Genomic DNA, 21503 nt, shown 5'->3' with positions numbered 1-21503 from the left:
TCCCGAAATTGCCTTTCGCCCCCGCTCGGCAACCACTAGCGTTCCTGGCCCCGAATGACTCGCCAGGAGGAGAAAGACATGGTCGGTCGTCCGAGCGCGCGCTGACGTCGTAGCCATATCGGCCCGTCATCGCGTGCTGCCCCTCAAGGTCGCGGCACAGCGAGCCCCTTTCCCGCCCGACGCCCGGGTGCGCCTCCGTGCGCCGGGCCGCGGGTCTCGTGCCCCGACCCCAGAGGTTCCTGTGCAGCCCTCCCCCGCCCCTTCCTCCCCCATCCCTTCCTCCGGCGTGCCGGATTCCGGCAGGGCCGTGCCCTCAGGTCCCTGGCGGGACGCCGACTTCCGCAGGCTCTGGGCAGGTCAGACGGCCTCCCAGCTCGGCGAACACACGACGCTCGTCGTACTGCCGCTCTTCGCCGTCCTGACGCTCGACGCGGGCGCGAGCCAAGTGGGCGTCCTCCGCGCCGTGGGGCAGGCGCCGATCCTGCTGCTCTCACTCCTCGCGGGTGCCTGGGTGGACCGCTGGCGGGCCCGTACGGTGATGGTGCTCACCGACGCCGGCCGCGCCGTGGCCCTGGGCGCGGCGGCCGTGGCCGGGCTCCTCGGACTGCTCGGTCTGCCCGCGCTGTTCGTGGTGGCGTTCACCGTCGGAGCCCTGTCGGTCCTCTTCGACGTGGCGTACCAGGCGTCCCTCGTACGGATGGTGCGGCGCGATCAACTCGTGCGGGGCAACAGCGCGTTGGAGGGCAGCCGGTCCGCGGCGCAGATCGGCGGCCCCGCGCTCGGCGGCGCGTTGGTGTCGCTGCTGTCGGCCCCGGTCGCCGCGGCCGCCGGCGCGCTGTTCTTCGCGGTGTCGTTCGTGTCGCTGGGGCGGATCCGCCGCCCCGAAGCCGTACCCGGGCGCGTGGCACCGGTTCCGGAGCATGCCTCCCCGGTCCGGCGCCGGATCCGGGAAGGTCTTCGCTTCGTCGCCAAGAACGCCTGGCTGCGGGCCGTGTGCTTCGCCTCTGCCGCCTTCCAGCTCTCCTTCGCGGCCACGATGACCGTCTATCTGCTCTTCCTCCCGAACGAACTGCGGCTGACGGGCGTCACCGTCGGCCTCGCCCTCGCGGCGACCGGTCCGGGCGCGCTCCTGGGTTCGGTCCTGGCCGCACGGCTGCCGGTCCGGTTCGGCCACGGCGTCGTGCTCGTGTCCGCGGCGGTACTCGGCAACGGTGCGCTGCTGGGCGTACCGGCCCTGCACGGCTCCTCGCCCGCGACGGTCCTCGCGCTCCTTGCCGTCAACTTCGTGTTCGGGACGTTCAGCCAGCTGGTGAACGTCACGGTCATGTCGGTGCGGCAGGCCGTCACACCGGACGGGATGCAGGGGCGCGCGGCCGCGACGATCACGTTCGTGGGGATGGGGTTCACCCCGCTCGGCTCGCTGCTCGGCGGCCTCCTCGCCCAGGGGTGGGGTCTGCGCACCGGCCTCCTGGTGTCGGCCGCGGGCATGATGCTGTCGCCGCTCCTGATGGCCGTGTCCCCGCTCGCTCGCCTGGGACGGGTGCTTCCGGCTCCGCAGGCGTGAGGACGCCCGGCGGGGCCAGACCGGGGCGTACCGCTGCAGGGTGGAAGTCATCGGTGGGCCGAGAACCACCGCCGGGCACGGCCGCTCTCCGACACGACGGTCCCGACACGACGGTCAGGGGCCGGTTACCCGGAATTGGCCTTGGCCCGCCTCCGCCCCGGCGATCTACGGTCGTCCCATGAGGATTCGCATCGTCGACGCGTTCACCGACCGCCCCTTCTCCGGAAACCCCGCCGGCGTACTTCTGCTGGACAGCGGTACGTTCCCGGCCGATGCACGTCTGCAGGAGATCGCCGCCGAGGTCAACCTCTCCGAGACGGCTTTCGCCCACCCGCTGCCGCCGGGCGGCACGGCCGACTGGGCGCTGCGCTGGTTCACTCCGGCCACCGAGGTGGGCATGTGCGGGCACGCGACGCTCGCCACCGCCCACGTCCTGCACACCACGGGTCTGGCCACGGGTCCGGTGCGCTTCGCCGCGCGCTGCGGGATCCTGACCGCGACCGCCCGGCAGGACGGCACTCTCACCCTCGACTTCCCCACCTCCCCGCTGACCGAGGAGCCGGTGCCGTACGGCCTCGCAGACGCCCTCGGGGCGGACCCCGTCTCGGTGCACGACACCGGTGAGCACATCGGCGACCTGCTCGTCGAGCTCCGCGACGAGGCGGCCGTACGGGCGCTCGCCCCGGACTTCGCCGCGCTGGCGGCCCACTCCCGGCGCGGTGTCATCGCCACCGCCGCCGCCGAGGATCCCGCCCGGGGATACGACTACGTCTCGCGCGGCTTCTTCCCGGGCGTCGGCATCGACGAGGACCCGGTCACCGGCAGCGCCCACACCGCGCTGGCCCCCTTCTGGGCGGCCCGCCTCGGCCGCGACGACCTCACCGGCCTCCAGGCGTCCGCCCGCTCGGGGCTGGTCCGCACCGCGCTGCGCGGCGAGCGCACCCTGCTGACCGGCACGGCGGTCACGGTGATCGACGGCGAACTGCTCACCACCCTCTGACGGCCGTCGGGGGTGCGCCGGCTCTCCGGCGCACCCCGTCACGGCCTCGACGGCACCGCGCTCACGGCGTCGGCAGCCAGTCGACCCGGCCCGCGAGCAGCGCGTAGCCGACGAACGCCCCGATGTCCAGGAGTGCGTGCGCGACGACCAGCGGGCCCACCCGGCCCCAACGCCGGTAGAGCAGCACGAACACGACGCCCATCACCACGTTGCCGATGAAGCCGCCGATCCCCTGATACAGGTGGTACGACCCGCGCAGCACGGAGCTGGCCACCAGCGCGGCCATCGGCGTCCAGCCCAACTGTCCGAGTTTGCGCAGCAGATAGCCGACGACGATGACCTCCTCCACCACGGAGTTCTGGATCGCCGAGAGGATCAGTACGGGGAATTTCCACCAGACCTCGGGCAGGGACTCGGGAACGACCGTCAGGTTGAATCCGGTGGCGCGGGCCACCAGGTAGAAGGCGAGGCCGGCGCTGCCGATGCCGGCCGCGACGAGGGTTCCGCGGCCGAGGTCGAACCAGGGTTTCGCACCGTCGAATCCGATGGCCCGCAGCCCCGCTCCTTCCCGGATCAGCAGGTGCGCGACCAGCGCGACCGGCACCAGAGCCGTTGCGATTCCGAACATTTGCCATGCCAGATCAAGCCATGGACGGTCCGGAGCGTACGAGCCGTTGAGTGTCGCCGCCTGGTCCTTCAAACCTCCCGGTTTCGTCAGCGATCCGACAAAACTGATGAGCGAGGACACCGCGCTGGCGCCCAGCGAGAGCGCCAGGACCAGCAGCACCTCGGACCGCAAGATCCTTCGTGACACGGCCTCTTGGGGAAAAGAATCAGCCACGCGCCCGGCCTCCACCTGCACACCTGCCTTTTGTTCTGCAATCACGTCTCATCCCACCGACCACCGCACTAGGGTCTCGAATAAAGGTACGAAGATCATGCGCGACAGGCCGGGGGACGACCACCATCACTGATGGTGCGGTCCCCCTTCTCCTTGTTTCATCCTCAACGAGGGGCACCACCGACATGGGACGTCATAGCTTGCCCGACAGCCACGCGAGGGAAGGACGCCGGGACCACCCGGGCCCACGGCGACGGCGACGCACGGTCGCCATCGCCACCCTGCTCGTCCTCACCGTGGCGACCGGGACAGCCGTGGCGGCCAAGGTCGGCCTGCTGTCGTTCTCCCGGTCCTGCGAGGAGACCGCCGTACGGCTGACCGTGGCGGCCTCCCCGGACATCGCCCCCGCCGTGCGCTCCATAGCCGAACAGGCGCCCGGCTCGGTGGCCTCCTCCCCCGTGGCGCTTGCCATGGTGCCGTCGGCCTCCCGGAAGCTCGGCTGGCCCGAGAAGTCCTACTCCTGGTCCGCGCTGGTCGCGGCGCTCGGCTCCGACCGGGTGCATCTCGGCGCGGCGGATCCGGCGCGCAGCGCCACCGGACTGCTGGCGCTCGTCGGCATCGGCGCCTCGTCGGCGCGACCGGGCTGTACGACACGACGCTCGCCTCGTACAAGGAAGCCCGGTCGACCTTCGTGAAGGGCAAGTTCAAAGCTCAAGGCGCTCCGCGACCCGGAGCCGCCCGGTCCCGGTCATCGCGAGCGCGGTGGGCCCGGACGCGGACCGCGACGAGGTCGCCGAGATCCCGCGGGCCACCGGCGGCGACGGCTACGAGGTAAGCGACCCGGCCGGGATCCAGGCGGTGATCCTCCGGGCCATCATGGCGGCCGGGCAGAACGGACTCGTCGCACAGGAGTGACCGGCCCGGGAGCCGGAGCCGGGCCCGTCAGCGGCGCCGGCTTCCCGGGGGTCTCAGGGCGCCGGGAAGCCCACCGGCCAGGTGTGGACCGGCTCCCCCGCGTGCATCAGCTCGGCATAGCGGCGGGTGGTGGCCGCGAGGGCCGCGTCCCGCCCCAGCCCGGCGCCGAGGGCCCGGCGGTAGGTCGCCACCTGCCAGGAGGCCCCGTTGACGCGCCGCTTGCAGCGCTCCTCGATCACCCCGAGATAGCGGTCCCGGTCGGCGGGTTCGATGTGCCAGGCGTCCAGCCCCGCGGCGGCCAGCGGCAGCAGCTCCTCCAGCACCAGCTGTACGGCGGGGATCCTGGCCAGTCCGCCGGTGCGGCCCGGCCGCGGCCAGAGCAGCTCGGCCTCGATGCCGTGCCGGCAGGCCTCGGTGAAATTCTCCTCGGCAGCCTCGAACGGCAGCCTGCTCCACACCGGCCGCGACTCCTCGGCGAGCGCCCGTACGAGCCCGTAGTAGAAGGCGGCGTTGGCGATCACATCGGTGACCGTCGGCCCGGCGGGCAGCACCCGGTTCTCCACCCGCAGATGGGGAACGCCGTCGGCGATCCCGTACACCGGACGGTTCCAGCGGTAGACGGTGCCGTTGTGCAGCACCAGCTCGGCCAGCTCGGGCACCCCGCCCTCGTCCAGCACCTTCAGGGGATCCTCGTCGTCGCAGATCGGCAGCAGCGGCGGGAAGTAGCGCAGGTTCTCCTCGAAGAGCTCGTGGGCGGAGCCGATCCAGCGCTCCCCGAACCAGGTCCTGGGGCGCACCCCCTGGTTCGCCAGCTCCGGCGGCCGCACGTCGGTGGCCTGCAGGAACAGGGGTGGCCGGGACTCCCGCCACAGCTCCTTGCCGAAGAGGAAGGGGGCGTTGGCGCCCAGCGCGATCTGGACGCCGGTGATCGCCTGGGCGGCGTTCCACACATCGGCGAACCGGGCGGGCGTCACCTGCAGGTGCAGCTGTACCGAGGTGCAGGCCGATTCCGGGGCGATGGAGGGCGAGGTGCAGACCAATCGCTCGACGCCTTCGATATCCAGGACGAAATCCTCCCCCCGGGCGGCCGCCATTTGATCGTTGAGCAGGGTGTAACGGTCCACGGCCGAGAGATTCGCGGACACCACGTCGTGCTCGCCCAGGGTGGGCAGGATTCCGATCATCACGATCCCCGCGTCCACCTCCCCCGCCTTGCGGTGCGCATAGGCGAGGCCGGTCCGCAACTCCTCCGCGAGCTGATCGAAAACCCGGCCGCCGAGGCGGTGCGGGACGATATTCACTTCGAGATTGAACATCCCCAGTTCGGTCTGGAAATCCCGGCTCGCGATGCGCTGGAGCACTTGCTGATTCATCATCCGGGGCATCCCGTCGGAACCCGCGAGATTCAGCTCGATCTCCAGCCCCATCAGGTTCCGCGGACGGTCGAACCTCCGCTCCGCCAGGAGTCTGCCCAGCCCCTCCAGGCACTGGCCGAGCTTGGCGCGGTACGCCTGTCGATCGGACAGGTCAAAGGCTTCCGCCACGACCTTCTCCCCCATCGAGGGGTCCCTCCTCCAGTGGGCGGCCCGCGGCCCAGGCCGCTCGCATCACGATCGATAATGCCCAGCGGGAGTGATCCGTAACGCCCCCACGGGCCTCCGATACCCGATAGTCTGATGGAAGGAGACCGGGGGCACATTCCGGAGGCATGTGGTTCCCCACATTTTCGGCCGGAGTATGCGCGGTGAGAACACCGACGCGTTTCGGCCGACCGCTCCACCGGAAGAACGCCAGGTCGAGGTCGCCAACGGCAGTTCAAATCACCAGGAATACCACAATTCGAAGGCCGGATGACGTCTTGCGCGACATATCTCCGACCGCTAGTGGAAACACTGTGTGAACACGCGTCATATAAACTCCGCTCAACGAGGCAGAGAGTTGATACGACTCGCCCGTCACCGGCCGTCTCCGGCCCGCATGCCGACAACGCCGTCTGCACCCGCCCAAGCGCCACCGTGTCTCCGAAGTGAGAGGCGACCCACTATGCCGCTGCATGTTCCCCCGGCTCCCGCGCCCGCCCTGCGCAGTGTTCTCGCGGCCCTCGGTTCTCCCACCGCCGTCCGCGAGGCCCGAACATCCGCTCTCCGGTCCGTCCAGGGACCGCTGAGCCCCGAACTCCCGCTTCCCGTGCATGTGCTGGACCGGATCACGCCCACCAGGTCAGCACCTCTGACACGCCTCGCGGCCTGGCGTTTCCTGATCCGGAGCGAGGGCCGCGCGGTCGCCGCGGCGGACACCGTGCTCACGCCCGACGGCTGGGCCTTCTCGCACTTCTTCGAGGGGCCCTACCTCGCCTCGACCGAGCTGGCCCTCCGGCAGGCGGAGGGGTCGTCCACCGCCTGCCAGGCCCGGCTGCTGTCCATCCCGGAGCTGTACATGCTCACCCTCTGGCTGCACGGCGACACCGAGGCCGATCCCGCCGGCGGGGTGCTCGCGCCGACGGACGTCCTGGTACCCCTGGCGCCGGCCCCGCCGGGCATCACCGCCCACCGCCCGCACCGGGTCGCCGACCTGCTGCCCGTCATCTCGCTGCGCGTGGCTCCCGGCCCGCTGCTCAGTTCGGCCTGACCGGCGCCACCCGGCAACAGCGCCCCCGCAGTGACCCCTGCCCCGCCCGGCCACCGGGCGGGGCAGGGGTCACTGCGGGGGCGCTGTGCTGCCCACTCGGCCTAGCCCCATCCGGCCACCCCGAACCACCCAAAGGGACAGTGCAGTTGCGGTGAACCGTCCGCGCGGGTGATGCGTCATGAGAGGAGTACGGGTGCCGCAGCCAAATCCCTGCGGAATCCTCCCCGTAGGGCAACACTGGGACCGGACCGACTGATACGGGGGCGGCCATGAGCACCTCATCCAGCCGCAGGACACTCGACTCGACGCAGCGAAAGAACCCATCCATGTGCCAGCACCAGCCACCCTGCCCCACCGCCGATTCACCCGACCGGGAGGCCGCCCGTCTGACGGCCCACCACCCCGAACAGGGGTGGAGCCTCTTGTGCAACGGCGTCCTGCTCTTCGAGGACACCGGCGAACTGCTGCCCGACGGGCAGATCATCGCCCCGCACCGGCCGCTGGCAACCGGCCGCGTGGTGAAGGCCGCCTGAGGACGGGCCGACGAACAGGGGCCGGCCCGGAGAGATCTCCGCACCGGCCCCGACGCATGTCCGGCGTGCACCGCTCACGGCGCACGCCCTGCAGCAGCCTGTCTCAGTCGTCGTACGCGTCCAGCGGGGGGCAGGAACAGACCAGGTTCCGGTCGCCGAAGGCGCCGTCGATGCGGCGCACCGGCGGCCAGTACTTGTCCGCGGCGGAGACCCCGGCCGGGAAGACGGCCTCCTCGCGGCTGTAACCGTGGTCCCAGTCGCCGCCGAGCGCGGCCGCGGTGTGCGGGGCGTTGCTCAGCGGGTTGTCGTCCTGGCTCCACTCCCCCGAGGCGACCTTCTCGATCTCGGCGCGGATCGCGATCATGGTGTCGCAGAACCGGTCGAGCTCCGCGAGGTTCTCACTTTCCGTCGGCTCGATCATCAGCGTGCCGGCCACCGGGAACGACATGGTCGGCGAGTGGAAGCCGTAGTCGATCAGGCGCTTGGCCACGTCGTCGATGGAGACGCCGGTCGCCTTGGAGATCGGGCGCAGGTCCACGATGCACTCGTGCGCCACCAGACCGGCCGGGCCGTTGTACAGGATCGGGAAGTGCGGCTCCAGGCGCTTGGCGATGTAGTTCGCGGCCAGCACGGCGACCTGCGTGGCCCGCTTGAGCCCCTCGCCGCCCATCAGGCGGACGTACGCCCACGAGATCGGCAGAATGCCCGCCGAACCCCACGGGGCGGCCGAGATCGGGCCCACACCGGTCTCCGGGCCCGCGGCGGGCTGGAGGGGGTGGTTGGGGAGGTACGGGGCGAGGTGCGCGCGGACGCCGACCGGGCCGACGCCGGGGCCGCCGCCGCCGTGCGGGATGCAGAAGGTCTTGTGCAGGTTCAGGTGCGAGACGTCGCCGCCGAACTTGCCGGGCTTGGCGAGCCCGACCAGCGCGTTGAGGTTGGCCCCGTCGACGTAGACCTGGCCGCCCGCGTCGTGCACCTCGCCGCAGATCTCGGCGACGTGCTCCTCGAACACCCCGTGCGTGGACGGGTAGGTGATCATGAGTACGGCCAGCTCGTCGCGGTGCTGCTCGATCTTGGCGCGCAGGTCCGCGATGTCGACCTCGCCGTCGTCGGCGGTCTTCACCACGACGACCTTCATGCCCGCCATGACGGCGCTGGCGGCGTTGGTGCCGTGCGCGGAGGACGGGATGAGGCAGACGGTGCGCTGCTCGTCGCCGTTGGCCCGGTGGTACGCGCGGACGGCCAGCAGCCCCGCGAACTCGCCCTGGGAGCCGGCGTTGGGCTGGAGGGACACCGCGTCGTAGCCGGTGACCTCGGCGAGGCGCTCCTCCAGCTCACGGATGAGGGAGAGGAAACCCTGCGCCTGGTCGGCCGGGGCGAAGGGGTGCAGCGCGCCGAACTCGGGCCAGGTGATCGACTCCATCTCGGCGGTCGCGTTCAGCTTCATGGTGCAGGAGCCGAGCGGGATCATGCCGCGGTCCAGCGCGTAGTCGCGGTCGGCGAGCTTGCGGAGGTAGCGCAGCATCGCGGTCTCGGAGCGGTGCTGGTGGAAGACCGGGTGGGCCAGGATCTCGTCGGAGCGCAGGAGCCCCTCGGGCAGCGCGTCGGCGACCGTCGCGTCCAGCGCCTCGATGTCGCCCTCGGCGCCGAAGGCGGCCCAGACGGCGGAGACCTGCGCACGGGTGGTGGTCTCGTCGCAGGCGAGGGAGACCTGGTCGGCGTCGACGAGGCGGAGGTTGATCCCGCGCTCCCGGGCGTCGGCGACGATACCGGCGGCCTTGCCGGGCACGCGCACGGTCAGGGTGTCGAAGAACGCGCCGTGCACGACGTCCACGCCGGCGCTCCGCAGGCCGTCGGCCAGGATCGCGGCGAAGCGGTGGGTGCGCCGGGCGATCGTCCGCAGCCCGTCGGGACCGTGGTAGACCGCGTACATCCCGGCCATGACGGCGAGCAGGACCTGCGCGGTACAGATGTTGCTGGTGGCCTTCTCGCGGCGGATGTGCTGCTCGCGGGTCTGGAGGGCCAGGCGGTAGGCCTTGTTGCCGTCGGCGTCGACGGAGACGCCGACGAGGCGGCCGGGCAGGGAGCGGGCGAACTTCTCGCGGACCGCCATGAAGCCGGCGTGCGGACCGCCGAAGCCCATCGGGACGCCGAAGCGCTGGGTGGTGCCGACCGCGATGTCGGCGCCGAGCGCGCCGGGCGAGGTGAGCAGCGTGAGGGCCAGCAGGTCGGCGGCGACGGTGACGATCGCGCCGAGCCCGTGGGCCTGCTCGATCACGGGCTCGATGGCGCGCACGGCACCGGAAGCGCCCGGGTACTGGAGCAGGACGCCGAAGACGCCGCGCTCGGCGATCCCGGCGGGGATGCCGTCGCTGAGGTCGGCGACGACGACCTCGACACCGGTGGGCTCGGCGCGGGTCTCGATCACCGCGACGGTCTGCGGCAGGGTGTCGGCGTCGACCAGGAAGACGCCCTTCTTGACCTTGCCGACGCGCCGGGCGAGGGCCATCGCCTCGGCGGCCGCGGTGCCCTCGTCGAGGAGCGAGGCGCCGGAGGTGGGCAGCCCGGTCAGCTCGGCGACCATCGTCTGGAAGTTGAGGAGGGCCTCCAGGCGGCCCTGGGAGATCTCCGGCTGGTACGGCGTGTAGGCCGTGTACCAGGCGGGGTTCTCCATGACGTTGCGCAGGATGACGGGCGGCGTGAAGGTGCCGTAGTAGCCGAGGCCGATCATCGGGGCCAGCACCTCGTTGCGGTCGGCCAGCGACCGCAGCTCGGCCAGGACCTCCGCCTCGGTGCGCGCCGAGGGAAGGTTCAGGGCCTCCGCGCTCTTGATCACGTCGGGCACCGCGGCGGCGGTGAGCTCGTCGAGGGAGCCGTAGCCGACCTGGGCGAGCATCTTCGCCTGGGCCCCGGCGTCGGGCCCTATGTGGCGCTGCTCGAACGGAATGCCCTGCTCCAGCTGGGAGAGCGGAGTGCGACGGGGGGTCATGGTGGAGGCCTCCTGGTCTGTCACGACCTGCGAGGGGCACCACGGCGCGGGTGCCCGAACGGCCTCCCCCTCTGTCATCTCAACCTGAGAGCTTCACCGGCCCGCCCGGGGGGCGTGCCGACTTTCACCGTCGGTGAGGGTCGAGTCCGCCTGGGCCTGCGCCCGCACGGAATCGCCCTGCTTTCCAGAGTGACCTCGTCCGTGCGGTACGGGGGCCTGAGAGATTCCGGGGAGGAGTTGCTCCTTCGGCGCCTCCGGATTCAGCACCGGAGGACTCTCCCGCACGGGGTCAGCAGCCACCGCCAGCCTACCAGCGGCCACTGCGCGGGAGTTCTCGAGTGGCCGACGCCGCGGATCTGCACTTGTGTGGTGCCGGTGGAGCGACAGCGTCCACCCTGAGCAGGGGCGACCAGTGGGAGGCACCGTGCAGACCGATATCGATCCGCGCCGCCTGATCGGCCGCAAGGCATTCGATCGCAAGGGCGCCAAGATCGGAACGGTGGATGAGGTCTATCTCGACGACGCGACGGGCGTGCCCGAGTGGGCGGCCGTCCGCACCGGCCTGTTCAGCAGGGACGCCTTCGTCCCTCTGGAGCCCAGCGAATTCGTCGAGGACGCGCTGCGCGTCCCCTTCGACCGCGCGTTGATCAAGGGCGCGCCGGACTTCGGCGTCGGCCGGCACCTCTCGCCCGAGCAGGAACTGCAGCTCTACCGCCATTACGGGCTGGACTCCCCGCCCCCCTCGGAGGAGCCGGCGCCCGACCGGGACTTCGGCAGGCTGGCGGGCCAGGAGGAGTAGTCGGCCGCGTCACGGACGAGCGGCAGCGGGTCGGCCGGCCGCAGCAGCGGATCGTCGATGCGGAACGTCAGCACCCGGCCGGGTGCGCTCCACGGTTCCTCGAACCGGACGGTGACCCGGCCCACGCCGCTCCCCTGCACCCAGCCGTGCCCGTGCTCCTCGTGGTGCACGTCGTGACCGGCGGGCCAGCGCCGCGCGGCGAGCAGCTCCGCGCTGTCCGGCTCGGGCTCCGTCAGCGCGTTCTCCTCGCCGCCCTCCCCGGGCGGCGCCCGGTGCTCCTCCTCGGCCCGCTGAGCGAGCTCCCGGGCGTCGGCGGCCTGGGCGAACAGGTCCTCCTGCGTGTAGTCGGCCAGCCCCGTCACGCCGACCCCCAGCAGCCGTACGCCCCCCGTGGTGTCGACGGACTCCAGCAGCCGCCCCGCCGCCTCACGGACCACTGTGGGGTCGTCCGTGGGGCCTCTGAGCGTCTCGGAGCGGGTCAGGGTGGAGAAGTCGTAGCGGCGCACCTTCAGCACCACCGTGCGCCCCGACCGGTCGGCGGCGCGCAGCCGCTCCACGCACCGGACGGCCAGCCGCTCCACCTCGGCCCGCACCCGCACCCGGTCGTGCAGGTCCACGTCGAAAGTGTCCTCCACCGATACGGACTTGGCGTCCCGCTCGGCGACCACCGGCCGGTCGTCGAGGCCCAGCGCCATCCGGTAGAGCCCGTGGCCGTGCGCCTTTCCGACCAGCCGTACGAGCTCCGCCTCGCCCGCCTCGGCCAGATCGTGGACGGTGGTCATCCCCGCGCGTCTGAGGTGGTCGCCGGTGGCCGGGCCGACCCCCGGCAGGATGCGCACGGACATGGGGGCGAGCAGCTCACGCTCGGTGCCGGGCTCGATGAGCAGCAGCCCGTCGGGCTTGGCCTCCTCGGAGGCGATCTTGGCGAGCATCTTGGAACCGGCCAGCCCGACGGATCCGCTGAGGCCGGTCACCGCGCGGATGGCCGTCCGCAGCCCTTCACCCGTCGCACGGGCCGACGCCGCGTCGTCGGCCGTTCCGCCCGCCTCCAGGTCCACGAAGGCCTCGTCCAGGCTGAGCGGCTCCACCAGGGGCGACAGCCGCCCCAGGAGCTCCATCACCTGGTCGCTCACCGTCCGGTACAGCGAGAAGCGGGGCACCAGGTAGGCGGCGTTCGGCGCGAGCCGCCGGGCCTGCGCGGTGGGCATCGCCGAGTGCACGCCCAGGCGCCGGGCCTCGTACGAGGCGGTGGCGACCACTCCGCGCGGTCCGAGGCCGCCCACCACGACCGCTTTGCCGCGCAGGCTCGGCTTGGCCGCCTGCTCCGCCGACGCGTAGAAGGCGTCCATGTCCAGGTGAAGGATGGTGGGCGCGGGTCTCACACCGTCGATGCTGCCCTACGGCACTGACAACGCGACGGTCCGGCGCCCCGTGAGGTGCCGGACCGTCCCGTCGTCCTGTTCGTGTGCTGCCCGCCGTCCTGTGCCTCCGGGGATGCTCAGACGGCGCGGTTGCGTCGCCGCGCCAGCTCGTCGGCGGGGTTGTGCCCGACGAGCGTCTCGCCGGTGTCGACCCGCTCGCCGTGCAGCTGCGAGAGCGCCGCGTCCACGTCCCGCCAGACGACGCCGACGGCGATCCCGAAGACTCCCTGCCCGCCCTGGAGCAGGCTGACGACCTCGTCGGGCGAGGAGCACTCGTAGACCGTGGCTCCGTCGCTCATCAGCGTCATGCGCTCAAGATCCTGGAAACCGCGGGCCCGCAGATGCTGGACCGTGGTGCGGATGTTCTGCAGAGCGACCCCGGTGTCCAGGAACCGCTTGACGATCTTGAGGAGAACCACGTCCCGGAAACTGTAGAGACGCTGGGTCCCCGACCCGTAGGCCGGGCGCACACTGGGCTCGACCAGTCCCGTACGGGCCCAGTAGTCCAACTGGCGGTAGGTGATCCCCGCCGCCGCGCACGCCGTCGGTCCGCGATAGCCGATGTCCCCTGCATCGCTCGCCGCTGCCACGCCGCCCGCTGCCACCGCTGCCGGTTGAACCGGCTGCCTGATGGCGTGGTCGGCTCCACTGCCGTGCTGCGGATACGGCCCACCCGCCGCCGTACCGTCGCCGCTGCTTCTCACGCCGACCTCCGTCCTTGACCTGCCCACTCGAAGGTAGGCAGTCACTCGGGGTGCGTCAACGATCGCCACACTCGGCACGCCGAGTGATAATCACCCTGAGGGTGGTTTCCCGTGTCTCGTTTCCGGGAAAGGCTTGTCGGATGCGCTGACAGCACCCCTGCGGGACGGTCACTGACTGTTCGTACCGAAGTCCTCCGGAGAGATCTGATCGAGGAACTCGCGGAACTTCTCCACCTCGTCCTCCTGCTCGTCGGGGATCGCGATGCCCGCATCGTCCAGCACACCGTCACTGCCGTAGATCGGCGTGCCGGTCCGCAGGGCGAGCGCTATGGCGTCGGAGGGCCGTGCGCTCACCTCGACTCCGCTGGCGAAGACGAGCTCCGCATAGAAGACCCCTTCGCGGAGGTCCGTGATGCGGACCTCGGTGAGCTCCTGGCCCAAGGCCTCGAGCACATCCTTGAACAGGTCATGGGTCAGCGGCCTGGCGGGAGCCATGCCCTGCTGGGCGAAGGCAATCGCGGTCGCCTCCCCAGGACCGATCCAAATGGGGAGGTACCGGTCGCCTCCCACTTCACGCAGGAGAACGATCGGTTGGTTGGAGGGCATTTCCACCCGGACACCGACAACGTCGAGCTCGTTCACACAGCAACCCTAGGACGTGCTCGCCATGTTTGGGTAGTCGGGCTCCGCCGAGGTCAGTGCAGACGGCTGCGCAGAGCGCTCTGTACGAGTGCCGCGTGCAGCCGTACGGACAGCTCGGCGAGCTCGTTCGCGGTTGCCTCGGCATGGGCTCTGGTCTGCGGATTACGGTGCCGGCGCAAGGGCGCGACCAGCTGCTCCACCAGCCCCGCCTCTCGGTCGGCGGAGGCCCGCATGGCCCGAAGATGACGCGGTTCCAGGCCGAAACGCCCCAGGTCCCCCACCAGCTTGGCGACCGTCACCATCTCGGCGTCATAGCCGCCGTCGGGGGCGGGGACGATCAGTCCGTAGGACTCCCACTCGGCCAGCCGGTCCTCGTCGACCTCGGCCGCCGCGAGCAGCTCGGCCCGTCCGATCCGGGCGGCGGTCGCCGTCCCGGAGCCGGACTCCCACACCCCGTCGGCCAGGTCCCGCCGCTCGCCGGGCGAGGGCAGCACGGGCTGCTCCCCCCGGGCCAGGGCGTCCAGGTGCTCCCGGATGACCTTCAGCGGCAGATAGTGGTCCCGTTGCATGCGGAGCACCTGAGCCAGGCGTTCCACGTCACGCGGGGCGAACTTCCGGTATCCGGAAGGAGTGCGCTGCGGCTCGATGAGCCCCTCCGCCTCCAGGAACCGGATCTTGGAGATGGTGACTTCGGGGAACTCGTCGCGCAGCTGGATGAGCACCGTACCGATGCTCATCGGGCGCGCTTCCGCGGCGGCGGTGCCGTGTCCGGCACCGCCTGTCGGTGTTCGCAGCATGGGCCTTCCTCGGGGTCCCCCCGGACGGAGTCCGGGGGCTGGTCACACGCCCCGCGGGCTCGCATAGAAGACCAGGCGGTACTTTCCGATCTGGACTTCGTCGCCGTTGGACAGCTGGACCGAATCGATGCGCTCACGGTTGACGTAGGTGCCGTTGAGGCTGCCGACATCACCCACGGTGAAGCTACCGTCCGGGCTCCTGCGGAACTCCACATGACGCCGCGACACGGTCACGTCATCGAGAAAGATGTCGCTCTGCGGGTGACGGCCGGCCGTGGTCAGGTCGCTGTCGAGCAGGAAGCGGCTCCCGGAGTTCGGGCCCCTCCGCACGACCAGCAGCGCCGAGCCTCCGGGCAGCGCGTCGACCGCGGCCTGAGCCTCCGGGGAGAGCGAGGGCAGAGCGGTCTGCCCCGTCGCCTCCGCCTCGTACGCCTCCAGGCCGGAGATGGAGATGGTGGACGTCGTCTCCGAGGGACGCTCGGGAACACCGCCCCGCAGCGGCGCGCCGCAGTTGGAACAGAACCTGCCGGTCTCCGCGTTGCGGTGACCGCACCTCGTGCAGACCGGCATCGACGAGCCCTCCGGGGTGAACCCTCCACCCGTACTCGAGGCTGATGGTGCGCCGAAACCTATGCGTCCGGCACCGGCAGGGTCAACAGACGACACGCCGTCACCCCCCGGGGCGCCGGACACCTCGTCGCGGAAGAGCGGACGCTCCGCCTCCTGCTCCTCGCCCTGACCATGGCGCGGCGCGCGGTGGCGGGCAGCACTGTTGCTGTCCTCGCGTGCACTCTTCCCGAACAACTTCGCAAACAACTTCACGGGCGATTCCCCTTGACCGACATAGACCCGCCCGTGGGGCAGGACGAACCCTGATTGAACACACCTGCCGACCCGGACATCTTCACAACGTCCGTATCCACCCGACAGTTTCCACCACGCACCACCAATCCGGTGCGCCGACCCCCCGCAACCGCCCGACCCGCTCCACCGGCCCCCACGCCCGCCCGGCTCACGGGGATGACGACCGAGCGTAGTCAGGCCGCTGCGCCGGTCGCAAGGCACCGACGACGATGTCGTCGGACCGCGCCACGAGCACGGTGGCCTGCTCCTTCTCCAGCGTCTGGACCACACCGCCGGGAATGTTGAGGGCCGGCTCCAGATCCTGCGGTTTGCCGATCACCGTGAACTCGTACGGCGCCTCGATCTTCTCCCCGTCCACCTGGACGTTCCCGGCATCGCCGGAGAAGTAGGTGTTGGCCACCACCCGCACCCCGTTGACCTCGATCGCCTCGGCCCCCGCCGCCCGCAGTTCCTGAATGGCGTCGAGCAGCATGTCGGGCGCGACCGCCCCCGAGGGGTCGGTGATCGTCAGCGTGATGCCGGGACCCTGCGCCGCCACGGTGCCCGCGAGGATACCGAGCTGACGTTCCTTCTCCAGCGTCTGCTTCCGGGCCTCCTCGGCCTGGTCGGAGCTGGTCTCCAGCTCGGTGCGCTGATCGTCCAGGCGCTGCTTCTCGTCCTCCAGACGCTGGGTCCGGTCGTCGACCTCGTCGAGGATACGGACCAGGTCCTCCTGCCGGGCTCCGCGCAGCGCACTGTCGTCGCTGGTGGACCGCACCTGGATGGCGAGCCCCAGCCCGAGCCCGAACAGCAGCACGGCGACGATCAGTTGGGCCCGGCTCAGCCGCGGCGGCCACAGGCCCGCCTTGAGCCTCTGCCGACCGGACACCTCCGTGGCGGGCGGCGGCGCGGGAGCGTCGGGGACGGCGGACGCGCCGCCCTCGGGCTGTTCGCTGCGGGGATTCTCGTCGTTGTTCATCGGCCTCAAGCCCGGAAGACGTGCCGGCGGATCGCGGCGGCGTTGGAGAAGATCCGAATGCCCAGCACGACCACCACACCGGTGGAGAGTTGAGCGCCGACACCCAGTTTGTCGCCGAGGAAGACGATCAGCGCGGCCACCACGACGTTCGAGAGGAAGGAGACCACGAAGACCTTGTCGACGAAGATGCCGTCGAGCATGGCCCGCAGACCGCCGAAGACGGCGTCGAGCGCGGCGACCACCGCGATCGGCAGATAGGGCTCGACCACCGCCGGTACCTCGGGCCGGACCAACAGTCCGACCACGACTCCCACGACGAGGCCCAGTACGGCGATCACGATGTGCCCTTCCCTGTGTCTGCCGCACCACTGCCGGCGGCCTTCGGCTCTGCTGTACGGACGATCAGGCTCGGCGCGGCCGGAAGCCCCACCTTCGCCTGAGCGGAGATGCTGGTGCGGATGTCGAAGCTCTCCTTGAGCGCCTGAAGGTACTGGCCGTCGGCGCTGTCCTGGAAGGCGGTCGCGAGCTTCTCGCCGTCCCCCACCGCGAGCACCGTGTACGGCGGTACGAGCGGTCTGTTGTCGACCAGTATGGCGTCGCCGGCGGCCCGGATGGCCGACAGTGCCGTCAGCCTCTGCCCGTTGATGGCGATCGCCTCGGCCCCGGATTCCCACAGGCCGTTGACGACCCGCTGCATGTCCCGGTCGCGCACCCGCCCGGTGTCTGCGAAGCCCGTCGACTCACGCGGCCCGCCGCCGCCCTGATCGGTGTCCTTCGCGTCGTCGACGACCAGTTTCACGCCGGGGCCCTCGACCGGCGTCGCTCCGGCCAACAGCGCCACCAGCTGCCCCTGGTCCCCGCCGTGCCGCTCGAGCGCCTTGCGCTGACGTTCGCTCACATCGCGGCGGAGCGCGTCGACATCGGACTCCAACGTGTCCGCCGCCTCTGTCTCCGCGTCGATGCGGTCGATCAGCTCCTCGCGCTCCTTGGCGACGACCGGTGCGGAGATCCGCGCCTCGGCGGCGCCGAGGGTGACCACCAGAGCGGCCACCACCAGGCCGGCGGCCAGGCCGAGCTTCGACTTGAGCGTACGGGGCAGCCCCGCGCTCCCGTCGGCCCTGCGCCGTGCGGAGGCCTCCGCGTACCCGTCGTCGAGGCTGTGGTCCATCACGTTGTTCAGCAGCGACATGGAGGCGTCGGGGCGTGCGGGCGGCGGGACGGTGCTCCGATCGGGGGACTGCTGCGACATGCCGCACATCGTCGCACGTCATCGTGGCTGCCGCCGAATGGCCCCACCGGTGCGCCGCGACCCCCTGCCCGGGGCGTCGCGGCGCACCGAACGCGCGTCAGTCCCCGGCGCTGTCCACCACCGCGGCCCACTCGTCGAGCAGTGCCTGGGCCGAGGCGTCGTCGGGGCCTTCCGCCCACAGGTGGGTGACGGCCTCCGCCCGGTCGGGCAGGACCATGATCCACCGTCCGTCCGCCTCGACCACACGGACCCCGTCCGTGGTGTCCACGCTGCGGTCACCGGCCGCTTCGACGACCCGGCGCATGACGAGCCCCTTGACGGCCCACGGGGTCGCCAGGTCGCGGCGCAGGACATGAGCCCGGGGAATCCGGGCGTCGATCTGGCTCAGCGTGAGCTGGGTGCGCGCGACGAGCCCGATGAGCCGGACGAACGCGGCACTCCCGTCGAATACGCTGCTGAATTCGGGAACGATGAACCCGCCGCGCCCGTCTCCTCCGAAGATGGTGTCCTCTTCACGGCCCACCCGGGTCAGATCGTCGGGCGAGGTGGTCGTCCACTCCACCTGGGTGCCGTGGTAGGCCGCCACCTGCTCGGCGACGCGCGTGGTCGTCACGGGCAGGGCGACACGACCGCTGCGCCGCTCGGCGGCGACGAGGTCCAGGAGGACCAGCAGGGCCCTGTCGTCCTCGATGATCCGGCCCAGTTCGTCGACGAGGGAGAGCCGCTCACCCACCGGGTCGAACCGCACCCCGAAGGCCGCCCGTGCGGAGGACACGATCTCCCCGAGCCGGACGAGACCGGCCCGTCGGGTCTCGACGGACTCGGTGGGCCGTGCCTCGTCGAGTCCGGGGTTGATCGTCAGCGCGTCCACGCCGAGCCGCCCGAGCAGGCTGGGCAGGACGAGCCCGGCGCTGCCGTTGGAGGCGTCGACGACGACCTTGAGTCCGGAGTCCGCGATGCCGGTGACGTCGACGTTCCGCAGGAGGGACCCGGTGTACGAATCGAAGACGCTGGACGGGAAGTGCAGGTCCCCGATCTCGCCGGGGAAGGCCCTGCGGTACTCCTGGCGTGCGTAGACCCGGTCGAGCTTGCGCTGCTGCGCCTGCGAGAGGTCCGCACCCCGCTCGTCGATGAACATGATGTCCACCGAGTCGGGCACCCCGGGCGACGTACGGATCATGATGCCGCCTGCACTGCCCCGGGCGGTCTGCTGGCGCGCCACGGGCAGAGGGACGTTCTCGAGGTCCCGGACGTCGATGGCGCTGGCCTGGAGGGCCGAGATGACGGCCCGCTTGAGGGCACGGGCGCCCCGGGAGTGGTCACGTGCGGTCGTGACCGTCGAGCCCTTCTTGAGGGTCGTGGCGTAGGCGCCGGCCAGCCGTACGGCAAGTTCGGGGGTGATCTCGACGTTCAGGATTCCGGAGACCCCGCGCGCCCCGAAGAGGTGCGCCTGTCCTCGGGACTCCCAGATCACCGAGGTGTTGACGAACGCGCCGGCCTCGATCGTCTTGAACGGATACACCCGGACGTTGCCCTGGATGATCGACTCCTCGCCGACCAGGCATTCGTCCCCGATGACGGCGCCGTCCTCGATCCGGGCCGCGCGCATGATGTCGGTGTTCTTGCCGACGACGCAGCCCCGGAGGTTGCTGTGCTGTCCGATGTAGACGTTGTCGTGCACCACGGCCCTGTGGAGGAAGGCGCCCGTCTTGACGACGACGTTCGACCCCACGACCGTGTGCTCGCGGATCTCGACGTCCGCCTCGACCTTGGCGTAGTCGCCGATGTACAGCGGTCCGCGCAGCACGGCGTCGGGGTGGACCTCAGCCCCTTCGGCGACCCACACGCCGGGGGAGATCTCGAAGCCGTCGAGCTCCACGTCGACCTTGCGCTCCAGGACGTCCGCCTGGGCCTTCACATAGCTTTCGTGGGTGCCTACGTCTTCCCAGTAGCCCTCGGCGATATAGCCGTAGATGGGCTTGCCCTCCTTCATCAGCTGAGGGAAGACGTCACCGGACCAGTCGACCGAGGTGTCGGCCTGGACGTAGTCGAACACCTCGGGCTCCATGACGTAGATGCCCGTGTTCACGGTGTCCGAGAAGACCTGTCCCCAGGTCGGCTTCTCCAGGAACCGTTCGACCTGACCGTTCTCGTCCACGATGGTGATCCCGAATTCCAGGGGATTGGGAACCCTGGTCAGGCAGACCGTGACGAGCCCGCCCTTCTCCTTGTGGAACGCGATGAGGTCGGTGAGGTCGAAGTCGGTGAGTGCGTCACCGGAAATGACGAGGAACGTGTCGTCCTTCAACGCCTCTTCTGCGTTCTTCACGCTGCCCGCGGTGCCGAGTGGCTTCTCCTCGTTGGCATAGGTGAGCTCCATCCCGAGCTCTTCGCCGTCCCCGAAGTAATTTTTGACGAGGGAGGCGAGGAACTGGACGGTCACTACGGTTTCGCTGAGCCCATGCCGCTTGAGCAGCCGCAGAACGTGCTCCATGATCGGCCTGTTGGCCACGGGCAGGAGCGGCTTGGGCATGCTTGAGGTCATGGGGCGAAGGCGTGTGCCTTCGCCGCCAGCCATCACGACGGCCTTCATGTCGGAAACGTCCTCCTAGAAGAGACGACGGTCAGCCGAGTTCGCCCGTCGGGGCATCATTCACACCATCTGCCGCGGGCCGGCCACACTGCGCGACACCGCATCAACGAGCTCATTCGGCTACTGCGTCCGCCTTCACGATCCGGCGGACCTGAACCACATAGAGGATTCCTGCCCACCAGTAGAGCGTTGTACCCCATCCTGCGAACGCCCATCCGAAGACAGCTGCCACTGTGGCCAGCCAACCACTCCCGTCGCTGAGCAGCAACAAGGGGAACGCGTACATCAGGTTGAAGGTTGCAGCTTTTCCGAGGAAGTTGACCTGCGGAGGCGGATACCCGTGGCGTCGCAGGATGGCCACCATCACCAGGAGCATCAGTTCCCGGGCGAGAAGAGCCGCGGTGACCCAGAGGGGCAGGATCTCACGCCAGGTGAGGCCCACAAGGGTGGAAAGGATGTAGAGGCGGTCAGCCGCCGGGTCAAGGAGCCGGCCGAGGCTGCTGATCTGGTTCCACTTGCGGGCCAGCTTCCCGTCGAGGTAGTCGCTGATACCGCTGAACATCAGCACCAGCAGCGCCCAGTTGTCGCTGTTGGGCCCTCCGAACACGGGGCGAAGAATCAGCCACAGGAAGAGCGGTACCCCGACAAGGCGAGCCATGCTGAGGATGTTGGGGATGGTGAGGACCCGGTCCGTCTGGACCCGAGTCTCCTGGACCTCCACCCGGGGGCCTCCTGTGAGGAATGTGCCAATGATGCTCCCTGACCCTACCCTCAGCTTCCCCCGTCCGGTGCACCGGGGTGGAGGTCGCACAGGGCACACCCGAGGTCCTGGAACGCAGAAAAGCCCCGCACCAGAAGGTGCGGGGCTTTCCCGGAAAAATTGTTCGGCGGCGTCCTACTCTCCCACAGGGTCCCCCCTGCAGTACCATCGGCGCTGAAAGGCTTAGCTTCCGGGTTCGGAATGTAACCGGGCGTTTCCCTAACGCAATGACCACCGAAACACTAT

18 protein-coding genes, 1 rRNA gene, 1 pseudogene and 1 riboswitch are annotated in these 21503 nt (G+C 70.4%); of the genes and pseudogenes, 6 read left to right on the top strand and 14 right to left on the bottom strand.

Annotated features, from left to right (window positions below; genetic code table 11):
• Window positions 1-241: 241 nt before the first annotated feature.
• The gene (locus N7925_RS31410) at window positions 242-1564 is read left to right on the top strand and encodes an MFS transporter (protein WP_443032283.1); all 1323 of its coding nucleotides are present in this window, start codon (window positions 242-244) and stop codon (window positions 1562-1564) included.
• A gap of 178 nt (window positions 1565-1742) precedes the next feature.
• Window positions 1743-2564, top strand: a complete 822-nt coding sequence (locus N7925_RS31405) for a PhzF family phenazine biosynthesis protein (protein ID WP_274345843.1) — start codon at window positions 1743-1745, stop codon at window positions 2562-2564.
• Between the two features lie 61 nt (window positions 2565-2625).
• On the opposite strand, the gene N7925_RS31400 is transcribed toward N7925_RS31405, so the two are convergent.
• Window positions 2626-3426 carry a CPBP family intramembrane glutamic endopeptidase gene (locus N7925_RS31400; RefSeq protein WP_274346583.1) on the bottom strand — a complete coding sequence of 267 codons (801 nt, stop codon included), beginning with the start codon at window positions 3424-3426 and terminating at the stop codon, window positions 2626-2628.
• A 164-nt stretch (window positions 3427-3590) separates the two neighbouring features.
• On the opposite strand from N7925_RS31400, the pseudogene N7925_RS31395 reads away from it, so the two are divergent.
• Window positions 3591-4320 (top strand): annotated as a pseudogene (locus N7925_RS31395) (hypothetical protein).
• A 53-nt stretch (window positions 4321-4373) separates the two neighbouring features.
• On the opposite strand, the gene N7925_RS31385 reads toward N7925_RS31395, so the two are convergent.
• Window positions 4374-5879 carry a glutamate--cysteine ligase gene (locus N7925_RS31385; RefSeq protein ID WP_274345841.1) on the bottom strand — a complete coding sequence of 502 codons (1506 nt, stop codon included), beginning with the start codon at window positions 5877-5879 and terminating at the stop codon, window positions 4374-4376.
• 484 nt (window positions 5880-6363) lie between these two features.
• Between N7925_RS31385 and N7925_RS31380 the strand changes: the two genes are divergently transcribed.
• Together N7925_RS31380 and N7925_RS31375 are read left to right on the top strand one after the other, a co-directional pair.
• The gene (locus N7925_RS31380) at window positions 6364-6948 is read left to right on the top strand and encodes a hypothetical protein (protein ID WP_265602836.1); all 585 of its coding nucleotides are present in this window, start codon (window positions 6364-6366) and stop codon (window positions 6946-6948) included.
• A gap of 326 nt (window positions 6949-7274) precedes the next feature.
• Window positions 7275-7481: a DUF5999 family protein gene (locus N7925_RS31375; protein WP_322784848.1), complete on the top strand. Its 207-nt coding sequence runs from the start codon at window positions 7275-7277 to the stop codon at window positions 7479-7481.
• A 103-nt stretch (window positions 7482-7584) separates the two neighbouring features.
• Here the strand turns inward: N7925_RS31375 and gcvP are convergent, their stop codons facing one another.
• The gene (gene gcvP, locus N7925_RS31370) at window positions 7585-10470 is read right to left on the bottom strand and encodes an aminomethyl-transferring glycine dehydrogenase (protein WP_274345840.1); all 2886 of its coding nucleotides are present in this window, start codon (window positions 10468-10470) and stop codon (window positions 7585-7587) included.
• 194 nt (window positions 10471-10664) lie between these two features.
• Window positions 10665-10762, bottom strand: a riboswitch (glycine riboswitch).
• A 132-nt stretch (window positions 10763-10894) separates the two neighbouring features.
• Here gcvP and N7925_RS31365 point away from each other — a divergent pair.
• Window positions 10895-11269 carry a PRC-barrel domain-containing protein gene (locus N7925_RS31365; protein ID WP_265602833.1) on the top strand — a complete coding sequence of 125 codons (375 nt, stop codon included), beginning with the start codon at window positions 10895-10897 and terminating at the stop codon, window positions 11267-11269.
• Here the strand turns inward: N7925_RS31365 and N7925_RS31360 are convergent.
• The 11 genes from N7925_RS31360 to rrf form a co-directional block, all read right to left on the bottom strand.
• A complete protein-coding gene (locus N7925_RS31360; RefSeq protein WP_265602832.1) occupies window positions 11188-12651 on the bottom strand; it encodes a DNA polymerase IV in 1464 nt (487 codons plus the stop codon). The two genes, N7925_RS31365 and N7925_RS31360, sit on opposite strands and share 82 nt — an antisense overlap.
• Before the next feature lie 116 nt (window positions 12652-12767).
• Window positions 12768-13394 carry a MerR family transcriptional regulator gene (locus tag N7925_RS31355; protein ID WP_265602831.1) on the bottom strand — a complete coding sequence of 209 codons (627 nt, stop codon included), beginning with the start codon at window positions 13392-13394 and terminating at the stop codon, window positions 12768-12770.
• 168 nt (window positions 13395-13562) lie between these two features.
• Window positions 13563-14036 carry a bifunctional nuclease family protein gene (locus tag N7925_RS31350; RefSeq protein ID WP_003970463.1) on the bottom strand — a complete coding sequence of 158 codons (474 nt, stop codon included), beginning with the start codon at window positions 14034-14036 and terminating at the stop codon, window positions 13563-13565.
• 53 nt (window positions 14037-14089) lie between these two features.
• Window positions 14090-14833 carry a transcriptional regulator FtsR gene (gene ftsR / locus N7925_RS31345; RefSeq protein WP_265602830.1) on the bottom strand — a complete coding sequence of 248 codons (744 nt, stop codon included), beginning with the start codon at window positions 14831-14833 and terminating at the stop codon, window positions 14090-14092.
• A gap of 42 nt (window positions 14834-14875) precedes the next feature.
• Entirely contained in the window at window positions 14876-15655 is a 780-nt protein-coding gene (locus N7925_RS31340) for an FHA domain-containing protein (RefSeq protein ID WP_265602829.1), read from the bottom strand.
• 190 nt (window positions 15656-15845) lie between these two features.
• On the bottom strand, window positions 15846-16655 hold the full coding sequence (locus tag N7925_RS31335) for a DUF881 domain-containing protein (protein WP_274345838.1): 810 nt from the start codon (window positions 16653-16655) through the stop codon (window positions 15846-15848).
• Window positions 16656-16660: 5 nt separating this feature from the next.
• On the bottom strand, window positions 16661-16993 hold the full coding sequence (locus N7925_RS31330) for a small basic family protein (protein ID WP_003970459.1): 333 nt from the start codon (window positions 16991-16993) through the stop codon (window positions 16661-16663).
• Window positions 16990-17904 carry a DUF881 domain-containing protein gene (locus N7925_RS31325; RefSeq protein WP_265602827.1) on the bottom strand — a complete coding sequence of 305 codons (915 nt, stop codon included), beginning with the start codon at window positions 17902-17904 and terminating at the stop codon, window positions 16990-16992. Before N7925_RS31325 ends, N7925_RS31330 begins: the two co-directional genes overlap by 4 nt.
• 97 nt (window positions 17905-18001) lie before the next feature.
• A complete protein-coding gene (locus tag N7925_RS31320) occupies window positions 18002-20497 on the bottom strand; it encodes a mannose-1-phosphate guanyltransferase (protein ID WP_265602826.1) in 2496 nt (831 codons plus the stop codon).
• 112 nt (window positions 20498-20609) lie between these two features.
• Window positions 20610-21218: a CDP-alcohol phosphatidyltransferase family protein gene (locus N7925_RS31315; protein ID WP_265602825.1), complete on the bottom strand. Its 609-nt coding sequence runs from the start codon at window positions 21216-21218 to the stop codon at window positions 20610-20612.
• A 161-nt stretch (window positions 21219-21379) separates the two neighbouring features.
• A 5S ribosomal RNA gene (gene rrf, locus N7925_RS31310) occupies window positions 21380-21496 on the bottom strand.
• Window positions 21497-21503: the final 7 nt, after the last annotated feature.

Origin of the sequence: Streptomyces sp. CA-278952 (assembly GCF_028747205.1) — a bacterium.
Taxonomy (GTDB): domain Bacteria; phylum Actinomycetota; class Actinomycetes; order Streptomycetales; family Streptomycetaceae; genus Streptomyces.
Note: the sequence above shows the minus strand (reverse complement) of the source record. Positions and strands in the feature narration are given on the sequence as shown.